Source organism: Paenibacillus sp. RC67 (assembly GCF_030020805.1).
Taxonomy (GTDB): domain Bacteria; phylum Bacillota; class Bacilli; order Paenibacillales; family NBRC-103111; genus Paenibacillus_S.
In genome coordinates, this window is the sequence record NZ_CP125098.1 from 484,151 (window position 1) to 507,632 (window position 23,482).

Annotated in this window: 23 protein-coding genes and 1 pseudogene; 20 read left to right on the plus strand and 4 right to left on the minus strand. The window is 48.6% G+C overall.

Translation table 11 applies throughout. From position 1 onward, the window contains the following. Nucleotides 1-94: 94 nt before the first annotated feature. The gene (locus QMA13_RS02205; RefSeq protein WP_282939247.1) at nucleotides 95-1,069 is read right to left on the minus strand and encodes a glycerophosphodiester phosphodiesterase family protein; all 975 of its coding nucleotides are present in this window, start codon (nucleotides 1,067-1,069) and stop codon (nucleotides 95-97) included. A gap of 351 nt (nucleotides 1,070-1,420) precedes the next feature. After that, nucleotides 1,421-2,236, minus strand: a complete 816-nt coding sequence (locus tag QMA13_RS02210; RefSeq protein WP_282939248.1) for a GNAT family N-acetyltransferase — start codon at nucleotides 2,234-2,236, stop codon at nucleotides 1,421-1,423. Between the two features lie 181 nt (nucleotides 2,237-2,417). On the opposite strand from QMA13_RS02210, the gene QMA13_RS02215 reads away from it, so the two are divergent. Beyond that, the gene (locus QMA13_RS02215) at nucleotides 2,418-3,005 is read left to right on the plus strand and encodes a YdeI/OmpD-associated family protein (RefSeq protein ID WP_282939250.1); all 588 of its coding nucleotides are present in this window, start codon (nucleotides 2,418-2,420) and stop codon (nucleotides 3,003-3,005) included. Here the strand turns inward: QMA13_RS02215 and QMA13_RS02220 are convergent, their stop codons facing one another. Beyond that, complete coding sequence (locus tag QMA13_RS02220; protein WP_282939252.1) at nucleotides 3,006-3,653, minus strand: DUF2306 domain-containing protein; 648 nt, start codon at nucleotides 3,651-3,653, stop codon at nucleotides 3,006-3,008. 115 nt (nucleotides 3,654-3,768) lie between these two features. Here QMA13_RS02220 and QMA13_RS02225 point away from each other — a divergent pair, with 115 nt between their 5' ends. The 15 genes and pseudogenes from QMA13_RS02225 to QMA13_RS02295 all read left to right on the plus strand — a co-directional run bounded on the left by QMA13_RS02225 (nucleotide 3,769) and on the right by QMA13_RS02295 (nucleotide 17,454). Then, nucleotides 3,769-4,341, plus strand: coding sequence for a DJ-1/PfpI family protein (locus QMA13_RS02225; RefSeq protein ID WP_282939254.1), 573 nt, complete (start codon nucleotides 3,769-3,771; stop codon nucleotides 4,339-4,341). Nucleotides 4,342-4,386: 45 nt separating this feature from the next. Then, on the plus strand, nucleotides 4,387-4,839 hold the full coding sequence (locus QMA13_RS02230; protein WP_282943212.1) for a GNAT family N-acetyltransferase: 453 nt from the start codon (nucleotides 4,387-4,389) through the stop codon (nucleotides 4,837-4,839). 30 nt (nucleotides 4,840-4,869) lie between these two features. Continuing rightward, on the plus strand, nucleotides 4,870-6,741 hold the full coding sequence (locus tag QMA13_RS02235; RefSeq protein WP_282939256.1) for a sensor histidine kinase: 1,872 nt from the start codon (nucleotides 4,870-4,872) through the stop codon (nucleotides 6,739-6,741). Nucleotides 6,742-6,794: 53 nt separating this feature from the next. Then, nucleotides 6,795-7,565: a response regulator transcription factor gene (locus QMA13_RS02240; RefSeq protein WP_282939258.1), complete on the plus strand. Its 771-nt coding sequence runs from the start codon at nucleotides 6,795-6,797 to the stop codon at nucleotides 7,563-7,565. A 204-nt stretch (nucleotides 7,566-7,769) separates the two neighbouring features. Beyond that, on the plus strand, nucleotides 7,770-8,129 hold the full coding sequence (locus QMA13_RS02245; protein WP_282943213.1) for a DUF2294 domain-containing protein: 360 nt from the start codon (nucleotides 7,770-7,772) through the stop codon (nucleotides 8,127-8,129). Between the two features lie 291 nt (nucleotides 8,130-8,420). Beyond that, nucleotides 8,421-9,503: an ABC transporter substrate-binding protein gene (locus tag QMA13_RS02250; protein ID WP_282939259.1), complete on the plus strand. Its 1,083-nt coding sequence runs from the start codon at nucleotides 8,421-8,423 to the stop codon at nucleotides 9,501-9,503. 83 nt (nucleotides 9,504-9,586) lie between these two features. Then, entirely contained in the window at nucleotides 9,587-10,519 is a 933-nt protein-coding gene (locus QMA13_RS02255; RefSeq protein WP_282939261.1) for a nucleoside hydrolase, read from the plus strand. Between the two features lie 27 nt (nucleotides 10,520-10,546). Beyond that, nucleotides 10,547-11,368 (plus strand): annotated as a pseudogene (locus tag QMA13_RS02260) (ABC transporter permease). Between the two features lie 6 nt (nucleotides 11,369-11,374). After that, nucleotides 11,375-12,163 carry an ABC transporter permease gene (locus QMA13_RS02265; protein ID WP_282939262.1) on the plus strand — a complete coding sequence of 263 codons (789 nt, stop codon included), beginning with the start codon at nucleotides 11,375-11,377 and terminating at the stop codon, nucleotides 12,161-12,163. Nucleotides 12,164-12,178: 15 nt separating this feature from the next. Further along, nucleotides 12,179-13,243, plus strand: a complete 1,065-nt coding sequence (locus QMA13_RS02270) for an ABC transporter ATP-binding protein (protein WP_282939264.1) — start codon at nucleotides 12,179-12,181, stop codon at nucleotides 13,241-13,243. A 23-nt stretch (nucleotides 13,244-13,266) separates the two neighbouring features. Continuing rightward, nucleotides 13,267-14,979, plus strand: a complete 1,713-nt coding sequence (locus tag QMA13_RS02275) for an adenine deaminase (RefSeq protein ID WP_282939266.1) — start codon at nucleotides 13,267-13,269, stop codon at nucleotides 14,977-14,979. Nucleotides 14,980-15,335: 356 nt separating this feature from the next. Beyond that, the gene (locus tag QMA13_RS02280; protein WP_282939267.1) at nucleotides 15,336-16,016 is read left to right on the plus strand and encodes a GNAT family N-acetyltransferase; all 681 of its coding nucleotides are present in this window, start codon (nucleotides 15,336-15,338) and stop codon (nucleotides 16,014-16,016) included. A gap of 143 nt (nucleotides 16,017-16,159) precedes the next feature. Continuing rightward, complete coding sequence (locus tag QMA13_RS02285; RefSeq protein WP_282939268.1) at nucleotides 16,160-16,441, plus strand: hypothetical protein; 282 nt, start codon at nucleotides 16,160-16,162, stop codon at nucleotides 16,439-16,441. Between the two features lie 189 nt (nucleotides 16,442-16,630). Beyond that, nucleotides 16,631-17,329, plus strand: coding sequence for a hypothetical protein (locus QMA13_RS02290; protein ID WP_282939269.1), 699 nt, complete (start codon nucleotides 16,631-16,633; stop codon nucleotides 17,327-17,329). Beyond that, entirely contained in the window at nucleotides 17,326-17,454 is a 129-nt protein-coding gene (locus tag QMA13_RS02295) for a hypothetical protein (protein ID WP_282939270.1), read from the plus strand. The genes QMA13_RS02290 and QMA13_RS02295 overlap by 4 nt, the downstream gene beginning before the upstream one ends. A gap of 118 nt (nucleotides 17,455-17,572) precedes the next feature. Here the strand turns inward: QMA13_RS02295 and QMA13_RS02300 are convergent, their stop codons facing one another. Further along, nucleotides 17,573-18,382, minus strand: coding sequence for a copper amine oxidase N-terminal domain-containing protein (locus tag QMA13_RS02300; protein WP_282939272.1), 810 nt, complete (start codon nucleotides 18,380-18,382; stop codon nucleotides 17,573-17,575). Nucleotides 18,383-18,706: 324 nt separating this feature from the next. Between QMA13_RS02300 and QMA13_RS02305 the strand changes: the two genes are divergently transcribed. From QMA13_RS02305 to corA, 4 genes are all read left to right on the plus strand, one after another. Then, nucleotides 18,707-19,549, plus strand: a complete 843-nt coding sequence (locus tag QMA13_RS02305; RefSeq protein ID WP_282939273.1) for a glycosyltransferase family 2 protein — start codon at nucleotides 18,707-18,709, stop codon at nucleotides 19,547-19,549. 174 nt (nucleotides 19,550-19,723) lie between these two features. Continuing rightward, nucleotides 19,724-21,493, plus strand: coding sequence for a DNA helicase RecQ (gene recQ / locus QMA13_RS02310; protein ID WP_282943215.1), 1,770 nt, complete (start codon nucleotides 19,724-19,726; stop codon nucleotides 21,491-21,493). A gap of 15 nt (nucleotides 21,494-21,508) precedes the next feature. Next, nucleotides 21,509-22,174 carry a ribonuclease H gene (rnhA, locus tag QMA13_RS02315; protein ID WP_282939274.1) on the plus strand — a complete coding sequence of 222 codons (666 nt, stop codon included), beginning with the start codon at nucleotides 21,509-21,511 and terminating at the stop codon, nucleotides 22,172-22,174. 214 nt (nucleotides 22,175-22,388) lie between these two features. Then, nucleotides 22,389-23,339, plus strand: a complete 951-nt coding sequence (corA, locus tag QMA13_RS02320; RefSeq protein WP_282939275.1) for a magnesium/cobalt transporter CorA — start codon at nucleotides 22,389-22,391, stop codon at nucleotides 23,337-23,339. Nucleotides 23,340-23,482: the final 143 nt, after the last annotated feature.

Genomic DNA, 23,482 nt, shown 5'->3' on the forward strand with positions numbered 1-23,482 from the left:
TCCACGAAACATCTTCTCTTTCCCATTAAAGCACAGATTGTTCAGAAGGGAAATCCTCGAGTAGCAGCGTAAACCGGAGCAAATCTAAGATAACTCATTTTCCTCTGTAGATAGGAGCGATAAGATCGATTCGATTGGTCCAGATGCCCCCGGTGTAATCAGTAGGTAGGCGCTGCACGTCCTCTGGCGTATCGAATCCTTGTGAGAATTCTGATCCATCCCCTCCAACCACGATAACCCGAGTATTGGCTTTATCCATACGGTCGAGAAAACGATTCGGCCATCCCCACAGCCACGGGACAAACTTCTCCGGTATATGTATTTGGCTATGCTCCATAGACGATGGAATAAAACCTGTCCAACCAAGCGCCTCGTAAGTGAGTAAGGAACGGATGAGAGAGGCTTTGGACATCGTTCGTAATTGAGGCATCTGTTCCTTAACGGCAGCAACCGGTTGGTCCCCGCCATATACGGTTAATTGCTCAAGGCGGCTGGTCGGCAATGACTGCAAGTACTGGGCGAGCAGAGCTCCTTCATTGGCGTCATTGCTTTTGATATGTATAAGAAAGGAACGATCTGGAAAGGTCCCAAGTACATCGTCGAGGGTAGGCATTTGCTGAACGCCTTTTCCCCGGAACGGAAAAGTAATGCCACCATCGGCTGTATAGCCGTATCCGATATCCAGCGCTTGCAGCTCCGCTGCGGTATGATCTCTGGTTACCCCGGTGCCGTTTGTGCGGCAATCCAGTGTCCAGTCGTGGAATACAACGAACCGATTGTCTTTGGTAGGTTGTACATCGAACTCCACGATGTCGGCTCCTTCTCTGAAAGCGGCGTTGATGGAGGCAATCGTATTTTCCAGATAGGGATACTCCGGTGGGTAGATACGCTCGGCGGTACAGGTATCATTGGTGATTCCCTCCATATGAAAGGTTTGGGCAAGTCCGCGGTGCGCCAGCAGCAGCGGAGCTCCGTCGCGTTTGGAGGCAAATCTGGAGCTGTTCGTGACATATATTAATGCGGCAGCCACTAGCAGTATGGCAATGACTTTTCGTCTTGTAATTCTCATGCAATATACCCCCGTGAACGGAATCATTGTGTGTTAGCAGCACTTGACTGCTCCTATATCTAGCATAGGCTCTCTGAAGCAAGGCTACAATGTAAGGACTATGACATGTGAATGATAAAACTCCCGTAAGCATGGTAGTCGCCCTTTTTGCTAGGGGAGCTTGATTGAAATTAAATAGACCGCCCTCTTGTAGAGGAACGGTCTGTTCTGATGTTTAACCCTGAGGATATTTAACGGCTTTAACTTCATACACGCTGCTTTTGGAGCTTAGGACAAATTCCGATTTGCCATGTTCCCGCTCTCTTCTGTGGCCTTCGAGGTGCGGTTTATTGATAATGATATTAATAAAACTCATTGTGGAAAAGTCCATACTGCCCTTGTCCAAGCCAACTGCATTCCTACTCTCTCCATATTGTTATGGCTGGTGCTGGCAAAGCTCGCCTGAGCTGTTACAAGCTCACAGTCCTCCTTATAAGCTTCATGTATGCGCCGCTGGAGAAGCGCGGTTTGCAGTCCTCTTCTCCTGTAGGGAGGAAGAGTAGCAGCCAACGCGCATGAAGCGATTCCACCGCTAATGTGCATCGCGGCCACAGCAGCCGGAATCCCGTCAGTGTAAGCAAGAAACAGCTTCCAGCCTGGCCTGTGCAGCAGGCCGATGTTATTGTTGATGAAATGATGCTTATGGACAAGGGACATGCCTGAGGCGGCACAATGAACCTCGGCGTATTGGTCAAATTGTGCGCTGTCAGTAATCTCATGAATGTCCACTGAATCAGGAACAGCAGGCAGCTCTTGGAGCGGAAGGCCGTAAAGCACGGAATGAAAGCCTTCTTGTACCAACCCGTGCTCGGTCAAGCTACTCAACAGCTTGGGGCTGGAACCGACCGGGGATATATCGACTTGCGGCTTCCTATCTCTTTCTCGGTAAAAGGCTGCTATATCCCCAACCTTGCACGTGTCCTCATCGGATAAACCTTTAACACTATTAAATAAACCCCATGGCATCGTTTTAATATAAAAGCCGGTAGTGCTGCCGAAGGTGCGAATTTCAACGCCTTCCGGATTGCCGGCCCGTTCGGCGATAGAGCTGATTCTTGAACGGAAGTAGTCGATTTCGGCCTGCTGAAGACGCCTGGCAAGCGTTTCTGACATTATGGGCAATTTCACGCTAGATGCCTCCTGTTCTTGTTCATGGGTTTTATTCCCTTTTCTATTAATATATCATTAAAATAACAGGAAAACGGATTCCGCTGATTGAATTTATAATATAGAAGAAACGCTGGTATAAGATATGCACGTACAAGGACGGGCGATGATCCGTTGTTTCCAGTACAAAGGAGTGAATGAAATGGAACCATTGTTTTTCGCATCCCCAGCTGAATTTCGCACCTGGCTTGAGGAGAATCATGATAAAGCTCAACAGCTGCAGGTGGGTTTCTATAAAAAAGGCTCCGGAAAGCCAAGTATTACTTGGCCGGAGTCGGTAGACGAAGCGCTGTGCTTCGGATGGATCGATGGCGTACGCAAAGGAATCGATGAGGAAAGTTATACGATCCGATTCACGCCCCGCAAGCGGGGGAGCATTTGGAGCGCCGTTAACGTTCAGAAGATGGAGGAGCTGACGAAGCTTGGGAAGATGCTTCCGGAGGGACTCCGGGCCTTTGCCGAACGGAAGGAAGATCAAACCGCGATTTACTCCTACGAGCAAGAGAAACCAGCGGAGCTGGGAGACGCCTATGAGGCTGTGTTTCGCGCCAATGAGAAGGCGTGGGCTTATTTTCAGCAGAAGCCTCCCTCTTACCGGAAGACGGCCATTCACTGGGTTGCCAGTGCGAAGAAAGAGGAGACCCGGCTTAAACGGCTTCACGAGCTCATTGCTGAATCCGAGCAGGGTGAGGTGCATCCGCGCTGGAAGTGGAAGAGCAAGTCGGAATAATCAAGCTGTTAGTGATTTGCTAACTGCTTTCTTACGGGACAAGCGGATCAGCACCTCGATAAAGATCAAATTGCCAATCCAGCACATCCAGGCGGATAACCTGTAGGGAGGCTCCAATGGACCTCCGAATAGAGGCGTGAGCGTTATTAGCCATACGCGGAACGTAACTGCGGCTAATGTGAGAGCGTAGCTGCGCAGCATCCATTCCCTATGAGCCTGAATTTGCTTATTCACTGCTTTTCTAACGGCAACCCAAGTAGAGAGTACCCACAGAACGTCTAGTACAAAGAAGCCCAATCCCGCCATCCAGCCGCCCGTGGCGAATATGGATAAATAAATGCTTATCAATCCGCTCGCTGTAATGGAGAGCACGTACGTATAGCCCAGTATCCGATGGCGGCGAATCCCTTTTCTTTTAGGCTGAATGAATAATTGAAAAGGCCCGATAGCTACGGCCAAACAGGCCGATACGATATGCAAGTAAAGCACATAAATCCAAGGGGAATAGTGAAAATCCGGTTTTCTCAGCTTTTGAGTTATTAGCCCTGCTTTATGGGGGTCTGCAAATCCATACTGCATAATGACATAGGCAAGCAGAACAAACGCTAAGAAGGAAACGACCAAACGAATGGATACTTTTTTAAACATGTGAGGCTCACTCCTCTATTATTATTATTGCAATACAAGACGATGATCTTGAAGTGGCACCCTTCATTTTTTTGGAAATTATTTTTTTACTATACATAGATTGGAGCGAGATATCATGGGACAAATCCTGTGTTTTATATCTGAGGATTTTGCGGACTTTGAGATCACATTAGCCTTCCATAAAATAAAAAATGTGGGCAAAAAAGAAGTGTTGTGCGTTGGGTATGAGCATGATCAGGTGGTCAGCGAATCCGGCCTAGTGTACAAGCCTAACGTGACTCTAAAAGAGGCTATGGAGCTGAAGGAAGTGGAAGGACTCGTTATTCCAGGCGGCCCGATACGCAATCAAGGGCAGGAGCTGACTGAGTTAATACGCAAGCTGGACAAGGAGCAAAAGCTTCTTGCAGCCATCTGCAACGGTCCGCAATATTTGGGCAGATCTGGTATTTTAGCGAACAGGAAATTTACGACTTCTTGCTCTATAGAGCGAATACAGCAACTGGGCGTCGACGACCCGTTTCCGCGTGAGCATTACGTCGAGCAGCGAGCGGTGAGAGATGGGCATGTCATTACGGCGAAGGGCCGGGCCTTTGTGGATTTCTCCTTCGAGCTGTTTGACTATTTGAATCTATATGAAGGAAAGAGGGCGGAGCGGGATCAGCTGTTCAGAGACATTATGGATCGCTAAGGAGTGAACCGCACTACCGAACAAGAACCGATGAAGGAGAACGATATGAACATTAGAGAATTACAAGTCAACGAACCGTATCCGATGGAACTGCTGCTGTTGGCGGACCCAGAAGAGAGCGTTATTCAAACCTATATTAAACGATGCCGCTGTTATGTGATGGAACTCGAAGGGAGCATTGTCGGCGTCATTGCCCTGCTGCCAACCAGACCGTTGACGGTTGAGATTATGAACATAGCGGTGCTGGAGACCATGCAAGGACAAGGACTAGGGAAACGCCTGCTGTCGCATGCCATTCAAGCTTCCAAGGAACTAGGCTTTCGCAGCGTGGAGATAGGGACGGGCAATTCGAGCGTCGGACAGCTGTACTTATACCAGAAATCCGGATTTCGAATCATTGGCGTGGATGCGGACTATTTTGTCCGAAACTATGAGGAGCCTATATATGAGAACGGCCTTCAGTGTAGAGATATGATCCGGTTGAAGCAGGAGCTGTAATCAAGTCGGACCCCAGAGGTGATGTCGCCCTTGCAAGCATGGAACCAAACTGTTGATGCGTTCCAACGGTATGTGCTGCTTCGCAACCGAACGCTAACGGCCAAAATGTTTTTTTACTCGGCGTTGATCGTCGTTTTTCCGTTGCTGCTTGTAGGGACGATATCGTACCATCGGTCGTCGGAGGTGCTGGAGCAGGAGGCAGGACAGTACAGCTGGCAAATCATTGAGCAGGTGAAGGCACATGTCGAATATTACGTTCAGGATTTTGAGATCGATACGCTTCGCATCATTAACCATCCCGATATGAACCGTTTCTTAAAGATGCGGACGATGGAGGAAATGAAGCAGAGCGGAATCCAGACGGATATCGAGCAGGTGTTGAAAAATGCCGCGTACTCCCGTTCGGACATCAGCAACATCACAGTTATCGTTCACGATGAGCAGGTTATTGACGCCATTGATTACGATAGCCCCTATTCGGCCAAACAGCTGCAGCAGGAGTATTGGTACGCTTCCATTCCGGAGGACAGCTCACCCAAGCTCATAAGCCGGGTCGTACGGGGAAGAGATCATCAGGAGCAGGTCATATCGATTGTGCGCCGGTTAATTAGTCCGAATACGCTGGAGCCGATCGGGATTATGATTATGGATGTCAATTTTAAGCGCATACAAGAAATTGCGGAGAAGGTGGCGATCGGACGTACGGGGTTTCTCTACATCATCGACGCACAGAACCATTATGTGTACCATCCTGATTTACAGCAGGTCGGCAAGCCTGCAAACGGCAAAAGCTTCAACATGATGCTGGATCAGGAGAGCGGCACGATGACGGATGAAGACAAGCCGCGCAACTTTTTGACGTTCAGCTTATCTCATTATTTGGGCTGGCGTCTTGTCACCTCGATCCCCTACTCAGAGCTGACGAACGGTGCCGCGTACATTGGTCGGACGATCTTTTGGACGTTGATTGTTTCTCTTGCTGTTGCTTATTTGCTTGGCATCGGCTTTGCGGCCAGCCTGGTGAACCCGATCCGTCGGCTGCAGCGTTTTATGAAAAAGGTTGAGGTTGGTGATTTCTCCGGCAAGCTGGAGGTGCACTCGAAGGATGAGCTGGGCTTGCTAACGCATGGGTTCAATAAGATGGTGGAGAAGCTCGAAGACCTGCTGGAGGAAATCTACTTCACCCGCTTGCGTGAAACGGAGGCTTCCTTGCGTCAAAAGGAAACGGAGCTGAAAGTGCTGCAATCGCAGATGAATCCGCATTTTTTGTACAATTCTCTGGAAACGCTGCGCGGTATGGCGCTGGATCAGGATATGGACGATATCGGTTCCATGGCTGCATCGCTTGCCAAGCTGCTGCGTTATAACCTCAAGAATGCTTCTCCGAAGGTAACGCTGCAAGAGGAACTGAGCTTCTGCGAGGTGTATCTGCGCATTCAGAAGTATCGCTTCGAGGAGAGACTCGAATATGAGCTGGACGTGCCGGATTGGGCATTGGAGCAAAATATCGCAAAGTTCTCGCTGCAGCCCATTGTGGAAAACAGTATGATCCACGGCATCGAGCCGGGTGTGGGCTTAATGCATATTCGTATTACGGCGGAGCGTGATTCAGAGCATTCCTTCTGCGTCGTTATATTGGATACCGGTGTTGGCATGTCGGATGAGCAGTTGCAGTACATTCACCGTGATTTGGAAGGGAAGGATGTGCTTGCTGGGGGAGCGCATATAGGAATTGCGAATGTACATCGGCGAATTGCTTATTTATACGGTCCGACGTTTGGCGTATCGCTGCAAAGTGCGAGCGGGCATGGAACCGTAGTGCGGATACGGCTTCCTTATATAGAGGCCAGCGAAGAACTGCGGCGGGAACAAGGGGTTCTGATGAAATCATCCGGGCTTTAGACGTATAGTGTAACTTCATTACTTTGAGGACATAAAAGGGGGCAGGCACATCGGTGTATCGCGTTATGCTGATTGATGACGAGCGGTGGGTACGCACTTCCTTAAAAAAAGTGATAGAGAAGACAGGGCTGCCCTTCAGTGTGGTCAAAGAAGCATCGGACGGATTGGAAGCGTTGGATTGGCTCAATAGCAACGAAGTGGATCTGATCATGACCGATGTCAAAATGCCTGTGATGGAAGGACTGCGGTTCGTACAAGAGGTGCGCCAGCATAATCGCGGACAGCCTGTTATTGTTGTGAGCGGCTATGATGATTTCCAATATGTGCAGCAGGCGCTCCGCTCGGGCGTGTTCGACTATTTACTGAAGCCGGTGGAGCAAGAGGATATGCGGCTGTGCCTAGCCAAATGGATGAATCAGCATACGCGACCACAGCATACCGAACCCCCCAAGATTCCAGTAACGCCGCATAAGCTGGAGCAGTCATCTGTTGAGCAGGTGCAGGCTTATATCCATGCCCACCTATCGGGAGAGATTACGTTAACCAAGGCGGCTGCACTCGTTCACCTGAACCCGAGCTATTTGAGTCAGCTGTTCAAGCAGCAGCTAAACCGTAATTTCGTCGATTACATCGCCGAGGTGAGGATGCAGGAGGCGAAGCGGCTGTTGAGCGCCACCTCGCTGCGGATCAGTGAAGTAGCCGATCGGGTGGGCTATTCAGACGTAGCCTACTTCAGCAATACCTTCAAAAAGTGGAACGGCTGCACGCCATCGGAGTACCGGAAAGAGCCGGGGAGAAGCGCGGTTGGGGGATCGGAGCTTTGAAAAAACGGATTTTTTTGGAAGCGCAAATGGGTTTGTCCTAACGATGATTTGTTTTTCATTCGGAAAATTCCCTGTTTTTTGTTAAAAATTAGGATTGGAAGTCTTTTTAAATAAAGAAATCCGAACGATTGCTTGAAAAAGAGCATTTAATTCAGTATTATTATCTTATATTCGAATCCGATGACAGTTTTAGAAGGTGAACCTGTGTCCCTAATCGATTCTAATGAATTTAAAAAGAAGCTGTGTCACATCTACAACGAGGTGTCAAAGGAATTGTTCGGATTCGGCACCACACTGCTTAAAGCATCGATTGAGAACAATATCATCACGTTTCAGGCCCGGCACCGCCGCTCACCGCGGTCTACCGCTTTGGAGGGCGAAGCGCCGACACTGAAGTACGAGGTTGATTTCTACATGTCGTCGATCTATAAGAAGCGAATCCGTGAAAGGCTAGAGCAGGAGATGGGGCTTTCCATCGAAGCAGTCCTTAGAGACTATGACCCGCCGACGCAGTGGGCAATAACCAATATTATTTTAGTCGGGAACGACCGTAAAACTGAATAAATCGGCTGTTTCTCCTTGGATCTATCTGAAGAGGAAACCGAACCTACTTTAAGAACAACAGATCCGCTGGACATTGTTTACAATGGAAAGTGCTCTTGTTAGAAGCTTTTTTTCTATCAGGGGTACTTTCCTTTTTTCATATATCTATACAAGCAAGAGGGGGCGTCGGTTGAAGTTATAGAGATAGTATAGGATACGTGCATAGATTGCCGTGTTTGCAAAATACTAGTAAATATTTCATGCAGCCGATGGTTACAACACTATATTTAATTCTATTGGAGGTCAATGACGATGCAAAAAAGATGGGTTCAAGGTGTACTTTCACTTTCTGTTCTGGGACTGGCTCTTACCGGATGCGGCGCGCCGAAAGAACAAGGAGGAGCAGCAACAGACAAGGGAGCAGATAAAGGAGCACCGACACAGCTGGTTATCTCCACTTGGGGCTTCTCCGAAGACTTCTTCCGCAAAGAAATTTATGAACCGTTCGAGAAGCAGCATAATGTCAAAATCGTCCTCGAAATCGGTAACAACGCCGAGCGTTTGAACAAGGTTAAGCAAGGCAGCTCTAACGTCGATATCATGTACTTATCCGATTATTATGCTCAACAAGCTATTGAAGCGGGACTATTCGAGAAAATCGACCGCAGCCGTATACCGAACCTGAACAACATCTATGATGTGGCTAAAGCTCCACTTGGTGAAGACTACGGTCCTGCCTATACAATCGGCCAACTAGGGATTGCTTACAACCCGAAAGCACTTGGCGGTAAAGAGGTTAAATCCTGGGCTGACCTGTGGAGTCCTGAATTGGCGAAAAAGCTGACTATGCCTAACATTACGGCAACAAGCGGCCCGATGATCGTCGATGCGGCATCTCTCGTAGCTGGCAGCAGCACGTTTAATGAAGACCAAGCCTTTGCGAAATTGAAAGAGCTGAATAAATCCGTCGTGAAATACTACGGTCAAACATCCGAATACGTGAACATGCTGGCACAAGGCGAAATTGCTGCCGGTCCGATCATGGAAATGTATGTCAAAGATTTGAAAGCCGCTTCCCCGGATGTGAAATTCGTAACGCCGACGGAAGGTGCTTACGCAGTCATGAATACAATTAACGTCGTTAAAGGCAGCAAGAACAAGCAATTGGCTGAAGACTTCATCAACTGGCACTTGAGCAAGGAAGCGCAAGAGAAATCGGCCAAAGCACACATTGACTCGCCGGTTAATAAAACGTTGACGTTGACGCCTGAAGAGGCTCAAGGCATTACTTACGGGGCAGATGTAGTAGCTAAGCTTCGCAAGCTCGATATGAAATTCGTGAACCAAAACCTTAAAAAATGGATCGACCGTTTCAATAAAGAAGTAACACAATAAGCAGGAATAGAAAGCAGTTCAGTGAGGGGGATATGACATGATCATGGCATGTACCCTCATTTTTTCTCCTAAGGAGGGCCACAATGAGGAAAAAAGTCATTCTTGATGTAGATACAGGAGTCGATGATGCGCTCGGTATTCTGTTGGCGGTTCGCAGCGGTCAGTTCGATGTTCTAGGGATTACGACGGTGAACGGCAACGTATCGCGGGATCAGGCAACCTTGAACACATGCAAAATATTGCAGCTATTGGGCTGTGAGGATTCGATTCCGGTCTATAAGGGAGCAGACCGTCCGCTCCTGAGGGACTCCTTCTTCGAGCACCGCGTCCATGGACAAGACGGCATTGGCGGCGCTCTAACCGACATGTCCGTGCACAAGACGGCTTCCCACGGCTTTGCGCCGGATGTCATCATCGAGACTGCGCGACGCTATCCAGGCGAGCTGACCCTCGTCGCAACCGGACCGCTTACGAATGTCGCTTTGGCAGTACGTCAAGCTCCCGAGCTGGTCGATCTCCTCAAGGAGGTCGTTGTGATGGGTGGAGTTGTCAGCAGCTACGGCAATGTGACGCCTACGGCGGAGTACAACATGTACGTAGATCCCGAGGCAGCCAAAATCGTGTTTCATGCCGGGTTCCCGTCGCTGACGCTGGTAGGGCTTGATGTGACGCGTAAGGCTCTTCTCACTGAGGAACATATGCGGCAGCTTGGGGATACGCCTATTGCTCAATACGTTAGGGAGAGCACCTTGGATTATATGAAGCGCTACTATGAGCGCAATGGCATTCACGCCTGTGTTATGCATGATCCGCTCGCCGTAGGCGTAGCTTTGAACCCCGATATCGTAACGACTCGTCGCTATTATGTAGATGTCGAGACCCGCAGCGACCTGTGCGATGGACAAACCGTCTGCGATTTTCAAAACCGCTTGTCGAAGCAGGCTAATATGGACGTTTGCGTGGATGTCGATACCGAAGCTTTTTTACAGCTATTTACGCAATCGCTAAAAGCCTAGCCTTACAAGAACAGGAGCCATAGCTACATGAAGAAAACGTACTACTATGTATTACTGCTGCCGGGATTTCTGTTTTTGCTGTTTTTTATGCTGATCCCGATTGTAATGACGATAGGGTCCACTTTTTTCAAGAGGGCCATTTCACACTGGAAGGGTATCTTCATTTCTTTAAAGACCCGTATTTTCTGAAAATATTATGGACGACTCTGGAAGTCAGCGTAGTAACCACACTGCTATGTATTCTGCTAGGCTTTCCGGTGTCCTATTACATTTCCAAGCAAAGCTTGAGAAAAAAGGGTATCTTGCTCGCGCTTGCTATTTTCCCGCTGCTTACAAGCTCTGTCGTTCGTTCCTTCAGCTGGATGATCGTTCTCGGGAAAAAAGGATTGCTGAACAATGCCTTGATTGGGCTTGGAATCATTCAAGAGCCGTTGGACATTTTGTACACGCCAGTAGCGATGATGATCGGTCTTATTCACTTATTCCTGCCGCTCATTATCATTACGCTTGTAGGAGTTATGGAGAATATCGATCCTGACTTGATCAAAGCCGCGGAGAGTCTGGGGGGCGCCCCGGTTTACCGCTTTTCGTAAGGTGATAGTACCGCTCAGTATTCCGGGCTTGATTATCGGCAGTATTCTGGTGTTCGTCGGCAGCTTGACGGCTTATACGACACCGGCTTTGCTTGGAGGCAAGCAGAAGGTTATCTCGACCTTCTTGTACCAAAATGCGATTACATTAAACGACTGGTATTTGGCTTCTGTCGTCGCTACGATCATGATTGCGATCACGTTTGTAGTTATTGGAATTATGAATAAACTGGCGAATAAATTCAATCCGAAGGAGTAGATCCGTATGCAGGAGAAAAATCGAGGGCTTGGCCTGTTTACGCTTCTGGTCTACGCATTTTTGCTGGGTCCTCTCATTATTATTGCTGCCGCCTCGTTTGACCCGGGAACGGTACTGAAATTTCCGCCGCAAGGCTTCTCATTCAAATGGTATGAAAATATTTTCAAAGTGAAAATGTTCATGGAGACGTTCAAAACGTCCATATTCGTTTCGCTGCTTGGCAATGTATTTGCGCTTATTCTAGGGGTTCCGGCCGCTTACGCTTTAAGCCGGTTCCAGTTCAAGGGCAAGGATACGCTGAATGCCGTATTTATTTCGCCGGTACTGATTCCGGGTATCGTGCTTGGCTTTACGATGCTGAAGTATCTCATCATTATGTATCATTTGCCGATTTACCTTTCTCTGCTGTTCGGTCATACGGTTATCATGCTGCCGTTCATTATCCGAGTCATCGCTTCCAGCTTGTCTAACTTCGATTTCTCGATCGAGGAGGCGGCTTTGAGCTTGGGAGCAGGGCATCTGGCGACCTTCTTCAAGGTGGTGCTGCCGAACATCAAGTCGGGGATTATTGCCGCGGTGCTGATCGCCTTCTTGGAATCGTTCAATAACGTGGATATTTCCGTCTTCATGACAGGTCCGGGAGTCAGTACGCTGCCTATCCAAATGCTGACCTATGTTGAGAACCATTTTGACCCGACGATTGCTGCGATTTCGGTGCTGCTTATGATTTTTACGGCGGTCCTAATGTTCATTATCGAACGCATTATGGGATTGTCCTACTTTACAAAACGATAACGGGGGATTTAATCCATGGCATTGCTATCCTTGGAAAACGTATCGGTTGCCTATGAGCAAAATGTGATATTGAAGGATTTCAACCTGAATATTGAAAAAGGTAAGCTCATTTCGCTGCTCGGCCCGAGCGGCTGCGGTAAAACGACGACACTACGGCTTATCGCCGGTTTTTTGGAAGCCAAAGACGGCAAATTCATGCTGGGCGGCAAAGATTATACGCGAGTACCGGTTAACAAACGGAACTTCGGCTTCGTGTTTCAGAGCTATGCGCTGTTCCCGCATTTATCGGTGTACGATAATGTAGCATTTGGTCTGAGATTGAGAAAAGTAAACGAGTCGGAAGTTGCAAAAAGAGTGAAAAACATTCTGGAAGTCGTCAGTTTGGCAGGCTTCGAGAAACGGTTCCCCAAAGCGCTGTCCGGTGGGCAGAAGCAGCGTGTAGCCATCGCTCGTGCGCTTGTCATTGAGCCTGACCTGCTGCTCTTCGATGAGCCGCTCAGCAACCTGGACGCGAATCTGAGAATTAACATGCGTGTGGAAATTCGCCGTATTCAGCAGGAGCTGGGCATTACAACCGTTTATGTCTCTCATGATCAAGAGGAATGCTTCTCGATCTCGGATCAGGTGGCGATTATGAACAAAGGGATTATCGAGCAGCTTGATAGTCCAGCCACGATCTTCAAATATCCGAAGACGGAGTTCGTCGCTCGGTTTATTGGATTTAATAATTTTATTCACTTCAATGAACGCCAGGAGCTGGGCGGAGAGGTCGAGCTGAAGGTCAATGACCTGGTATTCCGCGTAGCTAAGAACTTGGGGACGAACGCTAACGGAAGCCTCAAGGGCGCCATTCGTCCGGATGACGTCGTTATGGGTACGGCAGACGAGCTGTCGGGAGAAGGAACGAACCGTCTCCCCGGACGTGTGAAGGTCAGCACGTTCCTGGGCAGAAGCTATCAGTATGTCGTGGAAACAGCGCTCGGTGACTTTACGGTCAACAAAGAAATGGAGCTTCCTTATGTCAACGGCCGGGAGGTTCGCCTGCTGTTCCCTGCTGAAAAATTGGTATTAGTGGAGTAACGTGCTACTTGGGAGGTACAGGCATGCGAGTCGATTTATACATCAAGAACGTGAACATATATAACAGTTACTTCAAAACATTCATTCAAGGCAATGCCGCCGTGCTTGACGGCAAATTCTTATACATCGGCGACCGGGGAGAAGACAGCTTCGAAGCCGCTCAAGTTATCGATGGACAGGGACAATATATGATCCCTGGTCTCGTGGACATTCACTTGCACATCGAAAGCACGATGGTTACGCCGGAGACATTCTCTTACGGCTTGATCCGTAACGGTGTGACGACCATTGTGCCGGAGCCGCACGAGATGGCTAACGTATTCGGTCTGCAAGGTGTCACTGAGATGATTCGGGCCAGCGAGCAATGCGTGGCGGACATGATCTATGCCATTCCAAGCTCTGTACCCGCAACGTCGATGGAGACAACAGGTGGAGCAATGGAAATAGAGGATATGGATGCGTTGATGGAATCGGAGACGATCGCCTGCTTGGGCGAGATTATGAACTATGTCGACGTCATTAATGATCCGGATTGCAAGACAAACCGGATATTGAATCATATCCGCTCGAAGTATCCGAAGCTAGTCATCGAGGGCCATGTGCCTAAGCTGCTGGACCTTGATTTGCAGAGGATCATCTATGCGGGAATCGATTCCGATCATACGCATCAATCGATTGAAGGCATGGAAGCCCGAATTGCAGCGGGCATGTTTATTGAAATTCAAGAGAAATCCATGACCGAAGAGGTCATGCAATATTTGAACGAACGGGATGTTGCGGAGCATTTCTGCTTTGTAACCGACGATGTCATGCCAGATTCGTTCCAGCGCCGTGGACATTTGAACCATATCGTACGCAAAGCAATCCAGATGGGGATGGCACCAGAGAAAGCGATCTATGCCGCAACCTTCACGCCTGCGCGCAGGATGAAGCTGAGCGATCGTGGAGCGGTAGCACCGGGCAAGATTGCGGACTTCTCGCTCGTGTCCGATCTGGAACAATTGACCATTGGTCAAGTATATAAAGGCGGACGCAAGGTGTATGATGCGCAGCAGGAGTACAAACCGCAAGGTCATCGTCATCCGTTTCCTGCTCATTTTTACCAAAGTGTGAAGCTTCCGCTCTTGACGAAAGCGGATTTCGCTATCCGTACGGAGGCTAAGGACGGAGCTTACAAAGGCAGAGTGATGCTTGTAAAGAATGGTTCTACCTTTACGGAGGAGCATCATGGAGAGGTTGCTGTAAGCGAAGGAGAAGTGCGCTGGGAAGAGAGCGAGTACGGCTTGATCGCGACCTTTGATCGCTATGGCAAGACCGGGGGCCGAGCTTACGGCTTGATCGGCGGCGATACGATTCAACGCGGCGCGATTGCGACGACGTATTCCCACGACAACCACAATCTGCTGGTTGTCGGGCACAGCCGTGCCGACATGATGCTGGCGGCCAATGAAGTCATTCGCAATCAAGGCGGCTTCTGCGTCGTGGAGAACGGTCAAGTGCTGGCGAGCCTGCATTTGCCGGTCGGAGGCATTCTGACCGAGGAGCCTTTGGAGAAGACGGCTGCAGAGGTGCAGCAGCTTCGCGAAGCGATGGAGCAGCTCGGATATAACCATTACAATCCGATTATGTCGATCAGCACGCATTCCTTACCGGTTAGTCCGGCTTTGAAAATAACCGATTACGGCCTCATTGATGTCAACCGCGGCAAGGTCGTGCCTCTATTAGTAGAGGAATAATGAACAAAGAACCTGACGGTTTGTTTTCGTCAGGTTCTTTGTCTGTCGAGAAGCCAGTTTTTGAGCATTTGCTATATCGTAGGTGGGGTATGCCTCGGAGGAGCGAGAGCGCCCGCCTTTGTCCTTGGGAAATCTCCGCTTTAAAGCGAATGTATTGAAAATTTCCCAAGAACAACAGCGGCTGGAGGGGCATATCTCACCCGGAGTACCGCAGCAAATGTTCGTCTTCATCGGCTTCACAACACACCACCTGACGGCATATTCCGTCAGGTTCTTTTTTCCCCCATAGGAAATTTGGAAATGCCCCTTTTCCCTTGTTATACTAGCTGTAAGCTTTGAAGATGGGAGTGGGGAACATGGAATATCATCGTATTACAAATATTGCGGATCCGTATTTTAAGCAGATGCACGAGCTGATGCAAACCGTATTTCCGCCGGAGGAAGTACTGGAATTCTCCTTATGGGAGGAGCCGCTTCAGGACGAAGGCATTCGGGTGTTCGTAGCGATTCATGAAGGACAAGTCGTTGGTGCTACCGAGTACCGCTATTATGAGGATATGCAGGTAGCTATGACCGATTTCACGATCATTGGACGTGAAGGGCTGGGTATCGGACCTTTCCTGGTTAAGCACCGGACACAGGATTTGCTGTCGCTTGTCCGACAGCATGGCGGTAAGCTGATCGGCATGTTTGCCGAGATCTACAATCCGTACTTGGCTGAGGATCACGGGTTTGGCGGTGTGAAGCCGATGAATCCGTTTGTCCGCCGCGAAGTGCTTGCCCATCTCGGTTATCGCAGGCTGGATCTAGCCTACGTGCATCCGTCATGGCATAATGATGGGGCTGCTGTGCAGGAGCTGGACTTAGGGTTTATGCCGTTCGGCGAGGATGCCGATTCCGTAGAATCGATTCCTGCTAGCCTGATCAGCGGGTTTCTGGAGCGGTACTATACGGTACTACCGAATAAACCAGCCGCATGGTATGAGATGGTTGCTCAATTAAAGCAGCGTGAACAAGTCGGGTTGCTTCCAATGTAAATTTCATCATTGTAGGATTTCGGCTCTCGAGTGCAGGATACTGTGCTTGAGAGCCGATTTTTTTGCAAAAAGATATAGCATATAATCTATAATTCCTATATAATAACTATGAATTAACAGTGTGGAACGGAGGGAACCATTCTATGAAGCAGAAGCATTGTCCTCATTGCTCGGAATCCTGTTCGGCTTACAAGTTTACTTGCGTGCACTGCGGCGAGGAGCTGGCTGATAACGGCTATTTAATCGATTCGTTAACCTATTGGGACGATCAGAAGCCGACCCAACCAGCCCGTATTCTCCTTTCACTGACTTTATTGAGTGCCTCCGCTATTACAGCTTCCTTACTTCATGCTCCGCTAGTCTTATACGCAGGAATAGCAGCTGCAGCAGTGTACTACACATCTACCAAAACAAAAGAGGCTTAATAAGGCTTGGCTTATATTAGCTAGGTTAACTATATAGGACGTTTAGGTTCAATAACTCGCTGCTTCGCTGCCGCGGGTTATTTGATTTGGGATAAAATTTTTTCGTTACCCTATGGAACTTGATTCCATTTCGCTGCGTCTATTTGACGAAGAGAACTCCAATTTGTGTAATCGGAGGCTGCAGCGGCTGTGATGAAGAGGGCGCGCTTATTTTATATCGTTAAATGTGTAGTGCTATGGTCTATGATGGTTGTGCTTACGGGGACTTCCTACTTGATTCCTTTCATCGGGACAGCCGAAGTCACTGCTGTTGCCATAGCCGGAGGACTTCCGTCCACGGAGAAGCCCGAACCCTTTAACATAACAGACCCAAAAGAAAGAGCTGTCATTCAGAAAATAACGGATTGGTTAAATAAGTCAGTGGCGGTAGACGGTCCAACACATTTTGGCAGGCATGGCTATCCTAACGTATTGGAATTTAAGCTAACCAATAACCGAATGATTGTGGTTGAGCCGGCGTACCGCTGCGAGCAGCATTCCAATAAAGACGGGAGTGTATTGAGGCAATGTGGTCTGGTTAAAGGTGAAATCCTTGTAACGACGCCCAATTATAAGCGGGAAAGGTATAAATCGCCGTTTCTCTATAATTGGCTTCAAGAAGGTTGGACTCAGGAGGAACGAAGAAATTCTAATAAACCTATTGAAACCTTAATAGAGAAGGATTTAGAGGAGAAGCGAAGCTACGCAAGCCAACTAGGAGAACAGGTTCGAGACGCGGCAATAGGGGGGAAGCTGCCTGGCTTCGCCGGTACCTATATGGATAGTGCTGCGGGGAAATTGTTCGTCGGAATAGTGGAAGGGTATGATACAACACGTCAATCGAAGTGAACATACCAGACACGATGGATAAGAACATGAAGCTGTTAAATCAGGTCGTGGACCCTAAATATATTGTAGTGAAAGTAACCAAGCCGTGGATGTATATGATGGGAAACCCAATTGCGTATGAGTAACTACTCTTTTTTACTACGTTTGGGCAATGCTATGATGTTTTCAGAAGACTCACACTGGTAACACTCTGCAAAACAAAAGGTCCCCGGCGATATCCCGAGGACCTTTTATAAATTATGGCTACTGAGCGTCCATAAAAGGCTTTTTATCCTTTAATTCATAAGTCATCCCTGACGTTGAAGAACTCAACAGCCATTGACCTGCGGAGTCTTTGTACACTTGACATTTGAATTGGTACACGACGGATTCCGTCGGAGAGATGGTAATGCCGCCGCTGTTTTTTACAGCTTTGGAGACGGTGAAGCTTGCATCGAATGTGACGTTAGCAGCAGCGCCGTTAGCGTCCATGGCAACATTGACAACGTTTAATTCGTTCTTCTTGATTCCGTCTGCTTCCGTGATAGACATAGCGGTCTGGGTAAAGCTGCTGCTTTGCGCCATGTTATCAATCAGCTTGCGGATTTGCTGCTCCGGATTCGCGGTTGGGAATCCAATATTGACCGTACGCGTTGCTTCATTCCAGGTGACATCGGCACCGGCGGCTTCACTCACGAACCGCAGCGGGATAAAGGTGCTGCCATCTTTTATTTTAGGCGATACTTCCAAATTGTACTGATTCCGATTGACGGAAGCCGTCCCTTTGTTAATGGTTAATGTTAGTGTGAGATCTCCTTTTTTGGCGGATGCGGTTTGAGTGCTTTGCTCCCAAGTTACCGTGAAGCCGAGCTTTTCAAACAAGGCACGCATTGGTACCATAGTGCTGCCATTTTCGATATAAGGCTGCTGCTCCCAATTCATTTTATCCTGTTGCAGGTAGACTTGAACCGGCGGTGCCTCTTGAGCGTTTGCCAAAATCGGAAAATCGAAAGGCAGCAGCATGGACACGAACAGGGCAAGGTGAGAAAACCTTGTTTTCGTTAACCAAGACATGGAAACATACCTCCTGGCTCTAGTTGTATTTTTCATAGGTCTCTATATGGATTCGGAACATTCGTCGATTATTAGGTTCTAATCCCGATTATTTGTATGAAGGTTCAGTTTCGCATTAATAGGACTTCCACATTTAAAGCGGAAATCCTTTTACCAAATGAGTCCAAAATCGTAAATTGGTATAAAAGCTATGAATTAAAGAAAAATGGAAAAGGGTATTGCGGCAGTTTCCCTCTGGCGTTTTTTTTGGTATCTTGACAATAACAGCTTTTGAACAAAGAAGCATTAGGGAACGACAGGTAAATGAGGGAGGCGAACCGGCAAATGGAGCAACCGCTCGTTTCAGTTATTATTCCAACATACAATCGGCTCAATAGTGTATGCGAGCTTGTGGAATCGTTGTACAGGCAAACTTACCGTGCTCTGCAAATTATACTCGTGAACGATGCCGGAGAGTCGGTTCGTCTTGTAGAAGAACTGTATCCGGAGCTGGATTTGACGATTGTCGATCTAGAGAAGAACGTCAGGCACGTTCAGGCGAGAAATAGGGGTCTTTCGTATGCTCGTGGTGAATATGTGTTACTATGTGACGACGATGATCTGCTCCTGCCAACGCATGTGGAGCGGATGCTAGCGGCTATAACGGATGCGGATATGGTGTATTCTGATGTGGAAATTTTCGAGTATGTGCTTGAGGGAGTAACGCGACGAGCGACGAAGCGTTTCGTGTTTGCTTATGAGCATGATCTGGAGGCCATGCGTAGTTTCTCTACGTTCGTTTCATCGGGATGTCTATATCGAAGAAGCTTGCATGACAGGATTGGTTTGTTCGATGCAGAGATGTACCACTACTGGGACTGGGATTTTTTCTTAAGGGCATCTGAGCACGGACGGGTAAAACGGGTACCAGCGGCGAGTGCACTCTATGCATTCTCTCAAAATGGAGGCAATATGTCGGGAGCGCATGAGGATATGCGTCCTTTTCTGGATCGATTGTCTGCTAAGCACCATCTGGGTGAGCTGCCTACGAAAAATTTCTTTATTCTGCTAGAGGAGCCTGAAATGCAAAGCCGCAGGGCGGTTACGGAAGTGCTGTGGGACGGGGAGCCGTTCGTTTCTCGAATAGCGGAATGGACGATTGAAGAATCAAAGCATCCAAAGGCGTAAATCGATCGGGTGCTTTATGAAAAAAGGCTTGATGTATGCGCCCCTAGGGATGACAATATAGATATAGCAAAGTAATGGAACAAGTTTGATGTCGGCAAGGGAACAGGGATTAAGGAGCCATCCTTCCCTTCGATATCAGGTAAGGGCATAAAGGAGGAGCGCAGTTTGGCAGGCATGATGGAACGGGCTGAAAGAGTGCTCAAATCATATTATGGTTACGGAACATTTAGGGACGGTCAGAAAAAAGTTATTCACAGCATATTGGACAAGCAGGATACGCTAGGGATTATGCCAACCGGAGGAGGAAAGTCGATCTGCTATCAGGTGCCTGCGATGCTGATGCAGGGTACGACGATCGTCGTTTCTCCGCTGATCTCTCTTATGAAAGACCAGGTAGACGGATTGGACAGTATCGGCATTCCGGCAACCTACATTAACAGTTCCCTGACATACGCTCAGGTAGAGGTGCGCATTCGCAAGGCGAGCCGTGGAGAATACAAGCTGCTCTATGTGGCACCGGAGCGTCTGGAATCGGAGCGGTTCATCGACCTGCTGACGGAGCTTGAGGTTCCCATGGTAGCGGTAGATGAAGCCCACTGCGTTTCGCAATGGGGACATGATTTCCGCCCAAGCTACCTTGCCATAAGCAGGCTGGTGGAGCATTTGCCGCAGAGGCCTATCCTTGCAGCTTTCACTGCTACAGCAACCGACCAAGTACGCAATGATATCGTCAAGCATCTGCAGCTTCATGAGCCGGATCTGCATGTAACAGGCTTCGCTCGTGAAAATCTCGCCTTCTCGGTTATTAAAGGAGAGAATAAGCGTGACGTGATGCTGGATTATATTCGAGAGCATCAAGACGAAGTGGGTATTGTGTATGCCGCAACTCGCAAGGAAGTGGACAACCTTTATGAGCTGCTCCGCAAGCAAAGAGTACCTGTAGGCAAATACCATGCAGGCTTAAGCGATGGAGAGCGTGCAGCAGCACAGGAACAATTCCTATACGACGAAGTTCGCGTCATTGTAGCTAGCAACGCGTTTGGCATGGGAATCGATAAATCCAACGTTCGTTATGTTATCCATTATAATATGCCCAAAAATATGGAGGCCTATTATCAGGAGGCAGGCCGTGCTGGCCGTGACGGCGAGCCAAGCGAGTGCATGCTTCTATTCAGTCCTCAGGATATTCATATTCAGAAGTTTCTTATAGAGCAATCGATCAGTGACCCTGCAAGGCAGGCGCAGGAATATCGGCGCTTGCAGCAGATGGCAGATTATTGCCACACATCCCAATGCTTGCAGCGGTACATTGTCCGTTATTTTGGAGATGACTGTGAGGATTGTGGAAGATGCAGCAGCTGCAGCACGGAGCGACAGCTGACGGATATTACGGTTGAAGCGCAGAAAATATTTTCCTGCGTTCGCCGGATGAAGGAGCGCTTCGGCGCGACGATGGTCGCTGCCGTACTGAAGGGCTCCCGCAGCAAGAAGGTGCTGGAAATGGGCTTTCAAGAGCTCAGCACGTACGGCTTGTTGAAAGACCGTACGGAGAAAGAGATTGTTGACTTAATACAGCTTCTGGTCGCCGAAGGCTACTTGCTGATTACAGAAGGCAAATACCCGGTTCTAAGACTGCAGGCCAAAGCACAGGCCGTGCTATCGGGTGAGGAGCAAGTTGTGCAGAAGATGCGCATCCGCACAGAGCCGGCTGCACGTGATGTGGAGACAGAGCTGTTCGATCAGCTGCGCAGCTTGCGAATGGAGATTGCCAAGAAGGAAGGCATTCCACCGTATATCGTTTTTCCAGACAGCACGCTGCGCGAGATGTGCGGCATCAAGCCGACCAATCCGGCGGCTATGCTCAAGATCAAGGGCGTGGGGGAAGCGAAGTTTTTCAAATACGGAGCATATTTTATCGACTTTTTCAAAAATCAAAATGGATAGTAGGTGCGTAGCGTAGTGGCCAAAGCAAAGTATTACGTCGTATGGGAAGGAAAAGTGCCTGGGATATACAATACTTGGGCGGAATGCCAGGCACAGACGAACGGCTACCCACAGGCGCGCTTCAAAGCTTATGAGAGCGAAGCGGAAGCCAAGACGGCTCTATCGCGCGGCTGGAAGGCGTCGTTTGCGGCAGCCAACGCTAAAGGCAGTTCGACTGCAGCAACGTCTGCTTCCGGCAGCCGTAAATCTGCTGGCGGAAGCTCCGTTAAAGAGGAGGCGGACCTCGATAGCCTCTCAGTTGACGTCGGAAGTCGAGGTAACCCCGGCATCGTCGAATACAAGGGCGTGCACACCCGAACGGGAGAGGTTGTGTTCCAACACCCTCCTATTGCCAAGGGCACGAACAATTTGGGCGAGTTTCTTGCTATCGTTCATGCGTTGGCGTACTTGCAGCAGAAGGGCAGCAATATGACCATCTACAGCGACTCGGTAACGGCGATGAGTTGGGTGCGCAAGAAGGAAGTCGCGACCAACTTGGCTCGCGATGCTTCGACACAGGAGATATGGACGCTGGTAGACCGGGCGCTTGCTTGGTTACGAAGCAACACATACAGCAATAAGATCATGAAATGGGATACCAAGGCGTGGGGAGAAATTAAAGCCGACTACGGCAGAAAGTAACCCTTCAATTTTCAACTGTTGACATGTGCTTCAACCTGACCGGGTTGGAGCATTTTTTGTACTAGGGCTAGGATGGATTATGACATTCTGGATTGACGGGGATGGCAACAGATCGCTGAGACTTGCAGTAAACAAAATCTCATTTTCCTACTGACCCGTTCCGTAAAATTACAGCTCAATGGGTATTATGATAGTAAAGGAAGGGTGATGGCTATTGATTCGAATCTTAGCGTTTACGGAAAGCGATGGGATGGTCGAGGAGCTATCCTTGCAGGAGCTGCATCGCTCTGACGTGCGATGGTTTTGGGTCGATTTTGACCGTCCCACTGAAGAGGAAGCGAAGGAGCTGAGCGATTTTTTTCATTTTCACCCACTCGCTATAGAGGATTGCTTTCATCTGCTGCAGAGACCCAAGCTGGATTATTATGAAGATGTTCAGTTCTTCGTACTTCATGCCATTAATGAAATGACGTTGGGGGCAGAAGAGGTCGATATATTTTTGGGGGACCGTTATGTTGTCTCCTTTCACTTTGCTCAGCTCAAAGCGGTCGACGAAGCGTGGCTGCGGATTAAGGAATCCAAACAGGTACAGGAGATCAATCATCTTTTTTGCGCTTATACGGTGATAGATCATCTGGTCGATCAATACTTTCCCTGCGTGTACCAAATCGAAGACCAGCTCAACGAGCTTGAAAGCAATACAGGTCAAAAATCGATCGAGAAGCTAATGAGCGAGACGTTCGAAGTCCGTTCCAAGCTGCTGAAGCTGCGGCGTACGATTTTTCCGATGCGTGACCTTCTTTACCGTGTAATCAGCTCGGATCGAATTATGGGCTTGAAAGATCAAGTGTTCTTCTTTTCGGATATTTATGATCATTTGCTCAAGCTTTCGGAGATTTTGGAATCGAACCGGGATGTGACAGCGGATTTGCGGGACAGCTACATCTCTTTGAACTCCAACCGGATGAATAATATTATGAAAACCCTCACGGTCATAACCACTATATTTATGCCATTAACCTTTATTGCCGGGATCTACGGGATGAATTTTCAAAATATGCCGGAGTTGAACTGGTCATGGGGCTATTTCGGGGTGTTGGCTGTGATGTTTGGGATCGGGGTCGGCATGTTTTTATGGTTCCGTCATAAAGGCTGGTTCAAATAAGAAGCTTATAAAACGGAGAAAAAAGACGATAATGCGGTTCTATTTAAGCAAGATGCACCTAGATTGCCTCACAAGCTTGATTTTGAAAGTGAAAGATTCCTCCTGACCGTTTATAATCTAGGGCAGTGAATATCGGCCCCGGC